Source organism: Priestia sp. YIM B13552 (genome assembly GCF_042787775.1).
In the GTDB taxonomy this organism is placed as follows: Bacteria; Bacillota; Bacilli; order Bacillales; family Bacillaceae_H; genus Priestia; species Priestia megaterium_E.
Map to the genome: position 1 here is coordinate 112263 of NZ_JBHZOU010000005.1, position 13549 is coordinate 125811.

The window sequence follows — 13549 nt, forward strand, 5'->3', positions numbered from 1 at the left end:
CACTTGTTAAGTTTCATGATTGTCTGCTAAGTGCTGCCCACAGACTCTCTTCTACACCTGTAAGAAGTTCATCAGTTAAAGATAAGTAGTCATTTTCAATCATTTCATATACTTCCATAAAACTTCCAAATAAAATAGCAATTAGCACATTTTCAGGAAGATTCCTAATCACACCTTGCTTTTGTCCTTCTCTGAAGAACGTGCAAACAAATTCTACCAGCTTTTGATATGCTAAGCGGCTCTCTTCTGTTAAAAAAGCTCCTTGGCTATGAGTTTTAATAAATCCAAGAGCACGAGGATGGTTTTTAGTGAATGTCACCATACCTTCAAAGATATGATGAAATCCATCTCGGTATCCATCTCTCTCGTTTGCCAGACCGCTTTCAATGCACTGTAAAAACTCGTTTACGTGCTGTTGAAATAATTCATTTACAAGGCTTTCTTTATTTTTAAAGTAGCGATAAATTGTTCCTGCTCCTACTTTGGCATTCTCTGCAATCATTGGCATCGTTGTTGCATCGAATCCTCTTTCTGCAAACAGCAGAAGAGAAGCAGAAAAAATCGCTTTTTGTTTTGTTGGAGTAGATTCCACTTTATCACCTCTTTCCAAAAACGGAATGAACGTTCATTCCGCTACAATTACAAGTATAAAAAACTGCATCTTAATAGTAAAAAGATAACTAGAAAAGTGGAAAGAAAAGGTTCTTTCATTCTAATTTTATACCATTTAAAGGTAATTAACCGAGTCTTTCAGAATCTTTTGTGCTTACAGAAAATTAGTCCACTTATCCCCTCTATTAACATAATTTAACACACCTTATTAAGGGCAGAAGTTTAAAGGAAAAGCAACGTGGAAATAGAAAAGAGTTACACAAGGCGTAAAGGAGGATTAAAAATGAATCAAGCAAGAGTTATAGAATACGAAGAAATGCTTCGCTCAGCCATGCTTTCTAATAACGTAGAGCTATTAGAAAAGTTACTTTCAGATGAACTTATTTTTGTGAATCATCTTGGGCAATGGTTGTCAAAAGAGCAAGATATAAATGCTCATCGCTCAAAAAGTTTGGATATAGCGGGTATTGAAGTGTTGGAACAAGAAGTTAAACTGTTTCAAGAACTTGCCGTTACGATTACAAAAATAGCGTTGAATGGGGCACTGGCAACCGGTGAATCGATCGGAGGCGAATACAGCTATACGCGAGTTTGGAAAGATGTTGAAGGGAAATTAAAGGTTGTTTCTTGTCACTGCAGTTCCAGCGTATAATCGACGCTGCCATAATAAAAAACATCCCTCCTTTCGTATGCATTCGCCAAGGGGGATGTTTTTTTACTAGTTAAAAGATTTTCTTCCTGTCTCTGTCATCTTTTAAAATCTCCACGGCCTCGCGGAACCGCTGTGAGTGAACAATCTCTCTTTCTCGTAAAAATCGTAAGCTATCGTTTAAATCCGGATCATCTGATATATCAATTAACCATTGATATGTAGCTCTTGCTTTTTCTTCTGCAGCTATGTCTTCATAAAGATCTGCAATCGGATCTCCTTTTGCCTGTATATAAGTAGCTGTAAACGGAACCCCAGCAGCATTATTGTAATAAAGTGCACTATCATGGTTCACATAGTGTTCTGCTAATCCTGCTGCCTTCAGCTGCTCCGGCGTTGCATCTTTTGTTAGCTTATAAATCATCGTAGCAATCATTTCAAGATGAGCAAACTCTTCTGTCCCGATATCGTTTAGCAGTCCAACCACTTTATCGGGAATTGTATAGCGCTGATTCAAATAACGCAGTGCTGCCGCAAGCTCTCCGTCCGCTCCCCCGTATTGTTCCATTAAATATTTGGCAAGCGTTGGATTACACGTGCTTACTTTCACTGGATACTGCAATTTCTTTTCATACACCCACATATCGTTCCCGCCTTTATCTGCTTATATTTGCCATGGCCAAGGGCTTGTTCCCCAGCTCCACTTTCCGTCGGTATAGCTGTTTCCATATTGTTGAAGCGGCCCGTACTTTGTTTCAAAGGTTCTTTTTAACTGCATAGCCTGCTGCGCGTATTCGTTAAACTGCTGCATAGCCTGCTGGTCATTTGGATGGGTATCTAAATACAGCGTTAATTCTACTAGTGCAAAATCAATCGCCTGTATTTCTTCTAAATCCTGATAGTACTCCGGAGGTAGATTTTTCATTCTTCATCCCTCTTCTTATCTTTGTATGGATTTTCATAGTAGTCCCAAAAAGCTGGCCACAGCGTTCCTTTTTTTAGCGCTTCTTTCGGTAAAAACTGCTGCAGATTCGGCGGCTGAAATCCCATGTATAATTGAGGCGGCGTAGAATAATATTTAACTCCTATCGGCCGGCACGGATCATAGATACTGTGGAAAGGTTGATAGGTCTTAACCGGTGTAAACATCTTTTTTGGATTGTTATCCATGAAAAGTCCTCCTCTAAAAACACACTCTGTTTTATCCTATTCAGCTTTTATCGAGTTCATGAAGGAATTTACTTCGGACTTAGGAACCAAACTTTTATTCGTAAAAAAGGCCTATGTAAAAAACGCTATAATTGCCCAATCCATTTAGGCAACTTTCTCATACTTTATAAAATAGTGATTAAAAAATGGACATTAACTACATGGATTTTTATTTGTACCCGACAAGATTTCCTGGACCTCAACTCCCGCCCGGTCCACCTAGACCACCAGGCGGTTTACCTACACCTAGCCCGCAGCAAGCCCCAACTTCTCCTCCACCGGCATTTATTCCGGCTCAACAAACGGCAACTCCATTTGCTGTTGACCCAGGAGCCATTTCTCTATGTCTATTCCGCAACACGTTCATATGGCTTAGAAACGGCTCTAGCTTCTGGTATTTTCCTATTTTTGTAGGCCCGCGATCGGTTTGGAACGGACGTTTTTGGACCATTTTCGGTGTGGATACACGACAAATTGTTTCGTTTACGTGTTTTTAAACGTAAAAAAAAGCCTTATTTTTCAATAAGGCTTTTTTGCTTACTAACTACGATTACACTATTGTTCTTATTCCAAAACCAATCAGCAGCACGCCGCTGCATCGTTGAAAGGCTTTTTGAAACACTGGTTTTTTAAACCATTTTTTCACGTAATCTATTACATACACCAAGATTAAAAACCATCCTACTGCTATAAGCGTCAGAATAAAGCCAAGTATCAGCAGCTGTTGATTTGTGTGTGCATCCAAGTTAATAAACTGCGGCATAAACGTAATATAAACTAATACCGTTTTAGGATTAAGAAAATTACTAAGAGCCCCTTGCATATATGATTCTCTATAGCAGCGATTAGATGAAGACTTTACAGTTTTTGTTTCTTCTGAAATAGCCTTCAATGAGAGCGTATTTTTTGTCAGAAATATTTTGATGCCTAAGTAAAATAAGTACGCTGCCCCTATGTATTTAATCGTGTTAAACAGATACACCGACTGCGCAATAGCAACAGACAAGCCAAGCACAGCAATTAACGTCCAAAACGTGAGGCCTGTAGCCATGCCGAGTATGGTAAAACGTCCTGCTTTTGCTCCGTGATGAAGCGTATTTTTCATAATAAGAATTGTATCAGCACCAGGTATCATCGACATAACCAGCGCCATCAGCATGTAAGCAGCTAAATGATCCACAGCTCTTCTCTCCCTTTTAAGCTATTACTAGCATCCTGTTTTCTTTTCACTTTCAAATATTTTCATATATTGTTTTGGCGTTAGCCCAACCTGACTTTTAAAAAATCGAGTCAAATGACTTTGATCACTAAATCCCGTTAAAAAAGATACGTCAATCGGTTTTTTTCCTTGCTCTAGCAGCTTTTTAGCCTGATTGATTCGAATTGTTTCCAAGTAGCTGTATGGAGAGATTCCTTTTTGCTTTGTAAAAGAGCGCAGCAGCCGGTATTTGCTCCATCCAATTAGCTGACTTAACTCATCCAGCGTGATTTTGTTTGTATAGTTGTCTTCCAAATAGCTGCAGATCGTTGTAATTTCACGGGACGTGTCAACGGCTGACGAAAGAAAAGAAAGATTTGAATGATCCTGCATGAGTTCTTCCAGCAAATATAAAAATAACTCTTCTTTCTTAAACTCCCGTTCACCATTTGAAATTTGCAAATGAAGCTCTTTTAAACTAGAGACAGCATCACTTCTTTGCACCACGCTGCTGTTAAAACGCGGAAGACTTTCACTGCCGTTAATGTCAAAAACAGCTTTTTTCATCACTTCTGGCGTCACGTTAATACAGCGATAATCAAGCGTTTTGCCGTCTATTTGTTCACAGCTATGGACATCATACGGATTAAACAGCAGCAAATCGCCTGGATTAATGATGTATTCTTTGCCTTGGCAAATTAAATGACGCTGACCTTCTTCAATAAATCCAATCACATAATACTCGTGAAAATGAGCAGGAAACTTTTGCATAATCCCTTTAAAACGATAAGCTTCAATATGTAAATCGGCGTCAACGTGCGCCGTGCGAATTTCTTTTACCATCAATGACCCCTCCTTGTCACATACTAAGCTTTTTAACCATACCATTCACTCAAAAATTTTTCTTGTATGATATTGCAGATGAGACTTTTTTCCATTACTTTTATCCGTTCAGCTACCGGTGGTACTAATCACCCTTAAGAGTGATTTCTCTTCTTTCCTCTAGTAATTTTCCGCTCAAATGATAAAATATAGACACATTTTATGGACGAAAGAAGGGATACCGTGAAATATAGACAAATTAAATGGCTGATTTTGCTTCTTCCAACTCTGACCATCGCGCTTTGGGAGTATGTTCGTCATGCCTTTTTGCTCCCTTACATCTCAATGGATATGGGAAATGTGCTTTCTCCGCTCCTTGTCTTTTTTGTAACGCTTGTGTTTGTCCGCTATTTATTTTCTATTTTAGAAAAAATGCAAGAGGAACTAAGACAAGAAAAAGAAAAGAAAGCAGCACTTATTGAACGTGAAAAATTAGCTCGTGAACTGCATGACGGCATTGCGCAGTCGCTGTTTCTCCTATCTGTTAAAATGAACAAGTTCGGAAGAAAAAATAAATTAGAACAGGATCCTGACTTTATCCGGATGAAACAAACTCTTCAGCATGTCCATGACGATACGCGTCAAGCGATTACGAATTTAAAGCACTCTCCGTCTGACTCTTCCGAAAGCTGGACTGAAAGCATTCATCAATACGTCGATGATTTAACACATACTCATTTACTAGATGTAAACCTAGATTGGAGACTGTCAGAAACAACGCTGTCGAGGAAAGAAAAAAACGAGCTGTTTGCTTGTGTAAAGGAAGCGGCTATGAATGTAATCAAACATGCAAAAACGAATAAAATCTGGATTACAGCCACTGAAACGGCCGGGGGATGGATTTGTGAAATTATAGATTTCGGTACAGGTTTTACGTCCGACTCTCTCAAGTCCGGTCTTGGTTTGCAAATTATGAAAGATCGTGCGAAGGACATGAACTGGGACTTTTCCATTGAGCGAAAACAGAACCAAACCATTGTTAGCATTAAAAAGGGGGTTACGTAAATGCAGCCGTTTCGTATTTTGATTGTAGATGATCATGCTCATGCGAGAGAAGGCATTCGCGATATTTTAGAAGAATATGAAGATTTTATTATTGTTGGCGAAGGAACCAACGGGCAAGAAGCCATTGAACTGACCGAAAAATTAATGCCCGATATCGTACTAATGGATATTGGAATGCCTGTGATGGACGGGTTGGAAGCGACAAAACAAATTAAGCTTCGGTTTCCGTACGTTAAAATTGTGGTTATCACGGTTTCAGACGATATTACGGATTTATTTGATGCGCTGAAAAAAGGCGCACAGGGCTATTTGTTAAAAAACCTGCAGTCTGAAGTGTGGTACGACTATTTGCGTGCGTTCGCTTTAGATGAAGTTCCTATGTCAAAAGAAATTGCGTTTCAAATTTTAAAAGAGTTTCCGCAAGAAACATCGATAAAAAAACCCGACACTCCCCTTTCTGCACGAGAGCTTGAAGTGCTTCAATTAGTGGCTAAAGGACTGTCAAACCGCGATATCTCCGCGCAGTTATTTATTTCTGAACACACGGTAAAAAGCCATTTGAAAAATATTTTAAGCAAGCTTCATTTAGAAAACCGCGTGCAGCTGACAAGCTATGCGTTTCAAAACGGCTTAATGAACTAACAGCTTTCACGAGCTGTTTTTTTTATCAGCATCTTTCTCTTATAAGTCCCAACAATCACTCTCAGGAGTGATGGCTAATTCTCCCTTTCCTTCTATAATAAAAGCACGCTAGTTAGTAAAGAGGAGGAAAAAATGATGCAGGAAAAGCGCGAAGAAACAGCAAGTACAATTAAAAAAAGCACGGCGCGTTCTCAAGGCCTATACAAAGCCATATGGCGCTGGCACTTTTATGCGGGCTTAGTGTTTACTCCGTTTCTTCTTATATTAGCTGTTACTGGAGGCGTGTATTTGTTCAAGCCTCAAATTGAAGAAAGACTGTACCACGACTTGTATCATGTTCAAGCTCAATCACAGTCTACATCCCCTTCAGCACAAGTGCAGGCTGTAAAGGAAAAGTATCCAGGCGCTGACATGTTGACGTATAAGCCCAGTGAGCGCTCCACTCGTTCTTCAGAAGTAGGAATCTCATTAAAAGACCATACATATACGATTTTTGTTAATCCTCACAATGGTCACATTGTAGGAAAACTGGATGATTCGAGTCGCTTCATGAATCAAATTGAAGAATTTCACGGAGAGCTAATGGCAGGAACAGCGGGTGATCGTATCGTAGAACTTGCGGCCTGCTGGGCGATTGTCTTAATTGTAACCGGTGCTTTTTTATGGTGGCCGCGCAAAAAAGACAAAATAAAAGGCGTGCTGATTCCTCGTTTTTCAAAAGGTAAAAACGTGCTTGCACGAGACCTTCATGCGGTACCGGCCTTTTGGATTTCAGCTGGTATGCTTTTTCTCGTACTAACGGGCCTTCCGTGGTCAGGACTGTGGGGCAATGCGTTTCAGCAAATCGCCACAAACGCAGGCGTTGGGTACCCTCCGTCTATTTGGGTAGGCAGTGCACCTACTTCAACCGTGCAAACAAAAGATGTAGCGGACGTGCCTTGGGGAGCTGAAACGCTAGAAGTTCCAAACTCCACAGCTTCGCAATATACAAAAGTATCGCTTGATGACATTGTAGATATTGCAAAAGAACAGCATATGCACGACGGCTATACCATTTCTATTCCGCAAGAACCTCAAGGCGTGTATACGCTCTCTGTATTTTCACCAAGAGCTCAGGATGAAGCAACCATTCACCTTGATCAATACACCGGCGCTGTGTTAGCCGATTATCGGTACGACAACTATGGATTTATGGGAAAATTGATTGCACTTGGTATTACGCTTCATAAAGGTACACAGTTTGGGTTTATAAATCAGCTTATGGGCCTCATTGTTTGTATCGGAATTGCTGGTATTGCTATCAGCGGAGCCTTACTGTGGTGGAAACGAAAACCAGCTAAAAACATAGGCGCTCCTAAAGTTCCTGAAGGAAATGCAATGCGCATTGTGACGTGTATAATCGTGGTGTTTGGTCTCGTCTTTCCTTTAGTCGGACTGTCCTTAGTTATCGTGTGGCTTTTAGATTTCTTTGTCATCAAACGAATTCCAGCATTGAAGCGGTTTTTAAACGAATGATGCATGAAACGATGTGAGGTGCAGTAACAATGAACAAATGGAAAATACCCGGATTGATCATACTCAGTACGATTTTACTTTCCGCGTGCTCTGTAAACAGTAACGCAGATCAGCTCTACAAGCAGCCAAATCCTCTGTCTGCGCATGTGATGCTTCCTGAAACTATAAAACCACGGAGCACACAGGTACTAGAAGTGCACGTAATGCAAGAAAATAAAACGGTGGATGATGCCAAAAGCGTTCAGTTTAAAGTGTGGAAAAAAGATGCTCGCGGTAAAGTTGAAACAGTAAAAGCGCATTATGACGGCAGTATGTATAAAGCCAAAGCAACCTTTAAAGAGGATGGTATTTATTATATTAAAACCGATATTGACGCGCGCGGTGAACACATCCTTCCTACTCAGCAAGTCGCAGTAGGCGAATTATCGAAAGAAGAATTACGTTCACTGCAGCCAGCTGAAAACGAAACGCATCATCATCACTCTCATCATTAGACATAAGCTCACGTTCAGCGACTGTACGTGAGCTTATATTTTTCTTATGAATTTTGACTAGTTCCATTATATGTTTTTACATTTTTTTCTTATTACTTTAAAATAAAAGTGATAAACGTTTTATAAAGGAGTTTTACAGATTGAAAAAAATTGTTTCTGGTATTTTAATTTTAGTATTAGCCGTTATTGTTATGATTGAAGGAAATCCGTTAGAGCAGAACTCTTCAACGAATACCTCCTACGATGAAGTAATTACCTTCCCTGCTGATCGTTACCCTGAAACTGCAGCGCACATTCAACATGCAATCGATAAAGGAAAATCGGCTGTTTGTACAATTGACCGAGACGGGGCTGAGGAAAACCGCCGTGAGTCTTTAAAAGGCATTCCGACTAAAAGCGGCTATGACCGAGATGAGTTTCCGATGGCCTTTTGTGAAGAAGGCGGAAGCGGTGCTGATATTGAATATGTAAAGCCTTCAGACAACCGAGGCGCCGGGTCTTGGATCTCCCATCAAGTAGACGAGTTTCCTGACGGTACGAAGGTTTTAATTGAAGTGAAGTAAAAAGAATGGTCGTGATGACCTTTCTTTTTTTATATTAAAAGTCTATAAAAAATGAAAAATTGCTCTTGCCTAAAGATACTCTTCACTTTTAAAATAAAAACGTGTGTGTTACATATATGCATCATCGTTTTATAGGAGGAATGAGTTTCTTGGACAATCTATGGCAGCAGCTACTCCCTGCCTCATGGCAATTAACTTTATTTATTTTCTTTTTTGTTTATATCTTGCGCTACAAACAAGAGAATAAATTCAGCATGCAGCTTCACTTGCTGCTTAAGTTTCTTTATGCCGTTATTTTGATTTTAAATGCGGTGTTGTTTTTAGTGGAAAGTCAGCGCGATTTTCTTTTTTATGCAACGCTTTTCATGAGTATCCTGACAATTATTTTGATGGAGTTCACGCTTTCTGCAAAAAAACAGAACGAGCTTGATTTTATTTCAGCCGTTTCTTGCTGTGTTCTTCCGATTTTTATTTCTTTACTTGAACTTAGTTAATGAAACAAAGGCCTCTGGTGATTCAGAGGCCTTTTTGATGTTATTGATCTTTGTTGTTACGGTCCATCATATCTTTTGGATCTTCTACAATATCTTCTGGATCACGGTTGTTGTCTTTTTCATCATCTCGATACATCTTGTCATTTTTATCTACGCCAGGTACGTTATTGTTGTTGTTCATATTGTCTAAGCCCGTGTTTACAAACGCCACGTATACTTTGTCGATTTTACTATCTGCTTCTCTTACGCGGTCTGCAATTTTTTGCTCAAAATCAGTTGAAACTTCATGATAAGTATCCCCGTTATACGTTACGGTGTTCACCTTGCCGTTATCATTGTTGTCCGCTGCGTCATTTCCAGCTAGGTCTACCGTTACATACGCGTTATTATTATCGCGAAGCACATATGCATCGTCAACTTCCTTCATATCTTCTACATTTTGTGCTGCTTCAACTGACTTGGTCGGTTGATCAGTGTTATCCATTGGGATATTGTTATCAACTCCGTCGTTTGTAGAAGTGTTGCGTAAGTCATTTTGAGTATTGTCCATTGCGTTATTGTCTTTATTTCCTCCACATGCAGCTAAGCCTGAAAGAAAAAGAACTGAAGAAGCAATGATAAGCCCTTTTTTCATTTTTTCCATCTCCTTAAATATAGTTTGCAGTCGTATTATGCTTAATTTTTGCAAAACTATTCAAAGGAGACGGAGAAGTGAAAAAACCTTTTTAAAAAATATACTTAACGCTGCTAACAATATTATAAGATACATTTTAATATTACAGCTGTACTTATTCTCCTAATAGCTTTCGAACGGCTATTGAAAGCGTATTGACATGCCGTTCTACGTTTGCCGCCTCAGCAACTTGTTTCTTTTCATCGACGTTGTAAACCGGCGCTGGATTTTGTGTAATTCCGTTGATCGCTGTAGCCATAAAAGCCAGCAGATCATCTGTTGGTACAGCCGGAGAGAAATTCTTTACTTCTATTTGCTGCGTAATAAAGTCGTGAAGCTTTTTTTGAATATATTTAAGGTTAGAGACTTCAACTAGCTGATCTTCAATTTTCATAAAACGCTGAGGGTCTTTTGAATACAACGCTACTAGTTCAAAGTAAATTTCTCCTCCTGCTGTCATCGATTCTTGGATATGCTCTCCAATATACATAATAAAATCATGCAACATTTCAAAGGAATCTTTTTTTGTCTGAAGTAGGGCTTCAATTTTATCTTTTACTTTATAGCTGACGCTTTCTTGATTAAGAAGTCCAACAAATACTTCATCAAGGTTTGAAAAATATTTGTACACGCCTCCCTGACTCATTCCAGCTTCCAAAACGATATCTCGCATGGCTACATCATGCACCGGTTTGCTTCTGCATACTCTTTTGGCTGCTTCTAAAATCTCTTGCTTCTTTTTTTCAGCGTATCCTTCCCTTACTTTTGGCATTTTTTCACGCTCGCTTACTTTTTTATTTATTTTCGAATGTCTCGAGTGCATCAATAATAACCTGAGCTGCTTTTTCAGCTCCTTTTTCAGCTCGGATTTGTTTTCCGATTTCTTGTGCTTTGGATCGAATTTCATTAACTTGCGTACAGGAAATGGCTGCGGATAATTTTTCAGCCGTCAATTCTTTTCTCGGAATGGCTTTTGCTCCAGCTCCTAGCTCGTGAATTTTTCTTCCCCAAGCAAATTGGTCATTTCCATAAGGAACAATAATACTTGGTACACCAGCTCGGAGGCCTTCGGCTGTTGTTCCTGCTCCTCCATGATGAACAACGGCAGACATTTTAGGAAACAGCCACTCATGAGGAATATCTTTTACAAATAAAAGGTCTTCTGCTATCTCTTCCGTGTGATTCATTCCTCTTCCTCCTGTATTGATGATACCTCGTTTCCCGGCAAGTTTTAAGGCTTTAATCACTAAAGCAGTCGTTTCGCCTGCGTTTTTTTTATCACCAACACTTCCAAATCCAATATAAACTGGCGGTTCTCCAGCCTTTAAAAACCTTTCCAGCTTCTCTTCCGGCTGATAGCTATGGTCACTGTCCATAAACCAATTTCCGTAGGAATGAACGTGTTCAGGCCAATCTTTAGATACGGAAAATACAGTGGGACTTGACGAAATAATGGTTGGGTTAGCTGCTGTACGCTGCTTTGGATATGGACATGAAAAATCGTTAGGTCCTGTTCCATGCTGCTGAACCCAATATTTTTTTAAAGGACCATTTACTACTTTCCAAAATCCCCATTCAAAAATACGATGCGTCAGCTTATTATATATTTTTCCAAATCGTGGTCGATCATAAAAAATTAAAGCTGGATAGTCTTTTGTTGGTGTCATTGGAAAAGGGCTGGCTAGAATGCTTGGTATATTCATCTCTTTAGCAGCAAAGTAACCAATTGCCGCACCTGGATGATATACAATTGCATCGGCTCCTTTGCATGCTTTGTGCAAATCTTCTTGTATATTCATCATCATACCCATCATCTTTTCATTTTTTAAGCTCGAAAAAAATTTGAGAGGATTGTCTGCATTAATCGCGTCGTCTGCTGCTCCGCTCTCTATAATTTTAGAAACATCTCCTCGAAGCATGGCATATTCGAATCCATACGATTTTATGAAGTTTTGATAAGCTTCTGAAGCCGCAATTCGTACACGGTATCCTTTCTTTTTTAGCTCTAATCCTAAAGCCATAAAAGGCTGGGTGTCTCCCCGCGTTCCTGTTGTTAACATCGTAATAAGCATCATTTCAGCCTCCTTATATTAAAACGACAATGTTGTCGTTTTAATATAATGTAACCTCCTGGAATTGATTCGTCAATGTAAAAACGACAATTATGTCGTTTTTATTACTATCCTTTATTTTCCTAAGGTGCTTTTTGTAAGGATTGCTGCTTTTAATTATAGCAAGGGAAAATTTCCTTTTTATAGTATTGTATAAAGAAAGGCTTATTCAGCTAACGGGCAGTCATATTGAATAAGATAGGGTTTATTTATCCTTAAATAAAATATTTTCAAAACATCATAAAAGGAAGTGTGTACTATTGGGCAGTGAAAGTAAACTCATTATTTCTCCATTAAATAATGACTTAATAGAGGATATCAATAGGACAAATGATTATTTTAAGCTATATGGCAGAGTTGTCCCCAGTTTACAATCAGGAAGGTGGTCTTATAAAGAAGTTCTTTTTGATGAAGCTAGAGAAACACGTTTTCCAGATGACAAACTTGATTGGAGCCAATATATAAACCGAGAGGATAAAGCTTTGTTTTTAGCTTATATGAATAATACTTGCATAGGACAGATTAGAATCATTAAGGATTGGAATCGCTTCTGTTATATTGAAAACATTGCTACTAAAAAAGACTATAGAGGCAGCGGAGTTGGAAAGTTTCTCTTAAATAAAGCAGAAGAGTGGGCAAAACAAAGAAAACTTATAGGAATGTCCTTGGAAGCACAAGATGATAATCTTGGTGCATGCAGATTTTATGTAAAACAAGGATTCATACTAGGTGGAGTTGACACACTAAAGCAGTCATATAATCCTACTATTGGAACCACTTTATACTGGTATAAGTTATTCAAGTAACGGGGACTTTAGCGAAATAAGTAATAGAGTCGTTTTAACATAGGAATTTTAAAGAGTTAAATAGTTGAAACTGAAAAAAAGATGCTTCGCGTTTTAAACGAAGCATCTTTTTCAAGTGCAGCTATGAATGCCTACCTACTTTTTTAAGTTAAACTGATCGTGAGGCAGCTAATTTCTCAATCGGGGCTTGTTCAATGTCTGCTGCTGAAATATTCAGCAGCTTTTCTAAAACAGCCGTTATGCCCTCATTTGTCTTATTACTTTTCTTGCATTCATTAATATGCTGATTTAATTGTTTTTTATAAGCCTCTGTATGAATGAGCCACTGACTTAAAAGCTCTTTTGTCGCCTTTCTTTCTTCTTCGCTTTTAGCTCCAAATAAGCTTTCCATATCAGGTTCTTGAATAATTAGCTTACTAAAATCTTCGCTTACTGCAAGCCAAAAATAGTTTTTTTCGTACTCGTAATATCTGTGTTCTTTTAATAAAAAGTAGCCAATTTCAAATTCAATGCGATAGAGCGGCTGGTTAACTTTCGGCGCATGAAGGCTTTTAAAGTTAATATGTTCTACATCATCTACATAAACCTCTGAACCGTATTGGGTTTTAATCATCTTAGCATCTACTGTATTCATGGTGTTTACCTCTTTAAGGATATTATGAGAGAACGGGTGCATTCTTTTTCTAGAATGCGCAC

General features: G+C 38.8%; 19 protein-coding genes. 9 read left to right on the top strand and 10 right to left on the bottom strand.

What is annotated here, in order from left to right:
- Positions 1 to 13: 13 nt before the first annotated feature.
- Positions 14 to 592 (bottom strand): TetR/AcrR family transcriptional regulator, encoded by a 579-nt coding sequence (locus ACFX40_RS19705; protein ID WP_377255937.1) that lies wholly within the window; start codon positions 590 to 592, stop codon positions 14 to 16.
- A gap of 303 nt (positions 593 to 895) precedes the next feature.
- Here ACFX40_RS19705 and ACFX40_RS19710 point away from each other — a divergent pair, with 303 nt between their 5' ends.
- Complete coding sequence (locus tag ACFX40_RS19710; protein ID WP_377255940.1) at positions 896 to 1264, top strand: nuclear transport factor 2 family protein; 369 nt, start codon at positions 896 to 898, stop codon at positions 1262 to 1264.
- Between the two features lie 70 nt (positions 1265 to 1334).
- On the opposite strand, the gene cotJC is transcribed toward ACFX40_RS19710, so the two are convergent.
- From cotJC to ACFX40_RS19725, 3 genes are read right to left on the bottom strand one after another with little or no spacing between them, the layout of a single operon-like run.
- Positions 1335 to 1904, bottom strand: coding sequence for a spore coat protein CotJC (cotJC, locus tag ACFX40_RS19715; protein WP_013083974.1), 570 nt, complete (start codon positions 1902 to 1904; stop codon positions 1335 to 1337).
- A gap of 21 nt (positions 1905 to 1925) precedes the next feature.
- Positions 1926 to 2186, bottom strand: a complete 261-nt coding sequence (locus tag ACFX40_RS19720) for a spore coat protein CotJB (RefSeq protein ID WP_028409289.1) — start codon at positions 2184 to 2186, stop codon at positions 1926 to 1928.
- Complete coding sequence (locus ACFX40_RS19725; RefSeq protein ID WP_098965215.1) at positions 2183 to 2431, bottom strand: spore coat associated protein CotJA; 249 nt, start codon at positions 2429 to 2431, stop codon at positions 2183 to 2185. The genes ACFX40_RS19720 and ACFX40_RS19725 overlap by 4 nt, the downstream gene beginning before the upstream one ends.
- A gap of 185 nt (positions 2432 to 2616) precedes the next feature.
- Between ACFX40_RS19725 and ACFX40_RS19730 the strand changes: the two genes are divergently transcribed.
- Positions 2617 to 2967, top strand: a complete 351-nt coding sequence (locus ACFX40_RS19730) for a transporter (RefSeq protein ID WP_377255943.1) — start codon at positions 2617 to 2619, stop codon at positions 2965 to 2967.
- A 53-nt stretch (positions 2968 to 3020) separates the two neighbouring features.
- Here the strand turns inward: ACFX40_RS19730 and ACFX40_RS19735 are convergent, their stop codons facing one another.
- Positions 3021 to 3650 (bottom strand): LysE family translocator, encoded by a 630-nt coding sequence (locus ACFX40_RS19735; RefSeq protein WP_028409291.1) that lies wholly within the window; start codon positions 3648 to 3650, stop codon positions 3021 to 3023.
- A 27-nt stretch (positions 3651 to 3677) separates the two neighbouring features.
- Positions 3678 to 4511 carry an AraC family ligand binding domain-containing protein gene (locus ACFX40_RS19740; RefSeq protein WP_098332081.1) on the bottom strand — a complete coding sequence of 278 codons (834 nt, stop codon included), beginning with the start codon at positions 4509 to 4511 and terminating at the stop codon, positions 3678 to 3680.
- 222 nt (positions 4512 to 4733) lie between these two features.
- Here ACFX40_RS19740 and ACFX40_RS19745 point away from each other — a divergent pair, with 222 nt between their 5' ends.
- The 6 genes from ACFX40_RS19745 (at position 4734) to ACFX40_RS19770 (ending at position 9263) form a co-directional block, all read left to right on the top strand.
- Positions 4734 to 5555 carry a sensor histidine kinase gene (locus ACFX40_RS19745; RefSeq protein WP_028409293.1) on the top strand — a complete coding sequence of 274 codons (822 nt, stop codon included), beginning with the start codon at positions 4734 to 4736 and terminating at the stop codon, positions 5553 to 5555.
- Positions 5556 to 6197 (top strand): response regulator, encoded by a 642-nt coding sequence (locus ACFX40_RS19750; protein ID WP_098248051.1) that lies wholly within the window; start codon positions 5556 to 5558, stop codon positions 6195 to 6197.
- A 132-nt stretch (positions 6198 to 6329) separates the two neighbouring features.
- A complete protein-coding gene (locus tag ACFX40_RS19755; protein WP_098965218.1) occupies positions 6330 to 7712 on the top strand; it encodes a PepSY-associated TM helix domain-containing protein in 1383 nt (460 codons plus the stop codon).
- 29 nt (positions 7713 to 7741) lie between these two features.
- Complete coding sequence (locus ACFX40_RS19760; protein ID WP_098432233.1) at positions 7742 to 8206, top strand: FixH family protein; 465 nt, start codon at positions 7742 to 7744, stop codon at positions 8204 to 8206.
- 140 nt (positions 8207 to 8346) lie between these two features.
- Positions 8347 to 8769, top strand: a complete 423-nt coding sequence (locus ACFX40_RS19765; protein WP_013057949.1) for a NucA/NucB deoxyribonuclease domain-containing protein — start codon at positions 8347 to 8349, stop codon at positions 8767 to 8769.
- 140 nt (positions 8770 to 8909) lie between these two features.
- Entirely contained in the window at positions 8910 to 9263 is a 354-nt protein-coding gene (locus ACFX40_RS19770) for a DUF1516 family protein (protein WP_225049451.1), read from the top strand.
- A 40-nt stretch (positions 9264 to 9303) separates the two neighbouring features.
- Here the strand turns inward: ACFX40_RS19770 and ACFX40_RS19775 are convergent, their stop codons facing one another.
- The 3 genes from ACFX40_RS19775 to ACFX40_RS19785 form a co-directional block, all read right to left on the bottom strand.
- Positions 9304 to 9897 (bottom strand): hypothetical protein, encoded by a 594-nt coding sequence (locus ACFX40_RS19775; RefSeq protein WP_028409296.1) that lies wholly within the window; start codon positions 9895 to 9897, stop codon positions 9304 to 9306.
- Positions 9898 to 10051: 154 nt separating this feature from the next.
- Positions 10052 to 10708 (bottom strand): TetR/AcrR family transcriptional regulator, encoded by a 657-nt coding sequence (locus ACFX40_RS19780; protein ID WP_028409297.1) that lies wholly within the window; start codon positions 10706 to 10708, stop codon positions 10052 to 10054.
- A gap of 22 nt (positions 10709 to 10730) precedes the next feature.
- On the bottom strand, positions 10731 to 12011 hold the full coding sequence (locus ACFX40_RS19785) for a glycosyltransferase (RefSeq protein ID WP_231504527.1): 1281 nt from the start codon (positions 12009 to 12011) through the stop codon (positions 10731 to 10733).
- A 296-nt stretch (positions 12012 to 12307) separates the two neighbouring features.
- On the opposite strand from ACFX40_RS19785, the gene ACFX40_RS19790 reads away from it, so the two are divergent.
- Complete coding sequence (locus tag ACFX40_RS19790) at positions 12308 to 12853, top strand: GNAT family N-acetyltransferase (RefSeq protein ID WP_098332085.1); 546 nt, start codon at positions 12308 to 12310, stop codon at positions 12851 to 12853.
- Between the two features lie 148 nt (positions 12854 to 13001).
- On the opposite strand, the gene ACFX40_RS19795 is transcribed toward ACFX40_RS19790, so the two are convergent.
- Complete coding sequence (locus ACFX40_RS19795; protein ID WP_028409300.1) at positions 13002 to 13487, bottom strand: hypothetical protein; 486 nt, start codon at positions 13485 to 13487, stop codon at positions 13002 to 13004.
- Positions 13488 to 13549 lie beyond the last annotated feature (62 nt).

Excerpts from the sequence above, each read along its gene's own strand:
- ACFX40_RS19795 (WP_028409300.1), bottom strand. The coding sequence starts at position 13,487 with ATGAATACAGTAGATGCTAAGATGATTAAAACCCAATACGGTTCAGAG.
- ACFX40_RS19730 (WP_377255943.1), top strand. The coding sequence starts at position 2,617 with ATGGACATTAACTACATGGATTTTTATTTGTACCCGACAAGATTTCCT.
- ACFX40_RS19760 (WP_098432233.1), top strand. The coding sequence starts at position 7,742 with ATGAACAAATGGAAAATACCCGGATTGATCATACTCAGTACGATTTTA.
- ACFX40_RS19755 (WP_098965218.1), top strand. The coding sequence starts at position 6,330 with ATGATGCAGGAAAAGCGCGAAGAAACAGCAAGTACAATTAAAAAAAGC.
- ACFX40_RS19725 (WP_098965215.1), bottom strand. The coding sequence starts at position 2,431 with ATGGATAACAATCCAAAAAAGATGTTTACACCGGTTAAGACCTATCAA.
- ACFX40_RS19740 (WP_098332081.1), bottom strand. The coding sequence starts at position 4,511 with ATGGTAAAAGAAATTCGCACGGCGCACGTTGACGCCGATTTACATATT.
- ACFX40_RS19780 (WP_028409297.1), bottom strand. The coding sequence starts at position 10,708 with ATGCCAAAAGTAAGGGAAGGATACGCTGAAAAAAAGAAGCAAGAGATT.
- ACFX40_RS19775 (WP_028409296.1), bottom strand. The coding sequence starts at position 9,897 with ATGAAAAAAGGGCTTATCATTGCTTCTTCAGTTCTTTTTCTTTCAGGC.
- ACFX40_RS19720 (WP_028409289.1), bottom strand. The coding sequence starts at position 2,186 with ATGAAAAATCTACCTCCGGAGTACTATCAGGATTTAGAAGAAATACAG.
- ACFX40_RS19785 (WP_231504527.1), bottom strand. The coding sequence starts at position 12,011 with ATGATGCTTATTACGATGTTAACAACAGGAACGCGGGGAGACACCCAG.
- cotJC (WP_013083974.1), bottom strand. The coding sequence starts at position 1,904 with ATGTGGGTGTATGAAAAGAAATTGCAGTATCCAGTGAAAGTAAGCACG.
- ACFX40_RS19750 (WP_098248051.1), top strand. The coding sequence starts at position 5,556 with ATGCAGCCGTTTCGTATTTTGATTGTAGATGATCATGCTCATGCGAGA.
- ACFX40_RS19710 (WP_377255940.1), top strand. The coding sequence starts at position 896 with ATGAATCAAGCAAGAGTTATAGAATACGAAGAAATGCTTCGCTCAGCC.
- ACFX40_RS19770 (WP_225049451.1), top strand. The coding sequence starts at position 8,910 with ATGAGTTTCTTGGACAATCTATGGCAGCAGCTACTCCCTGCCTCATGG.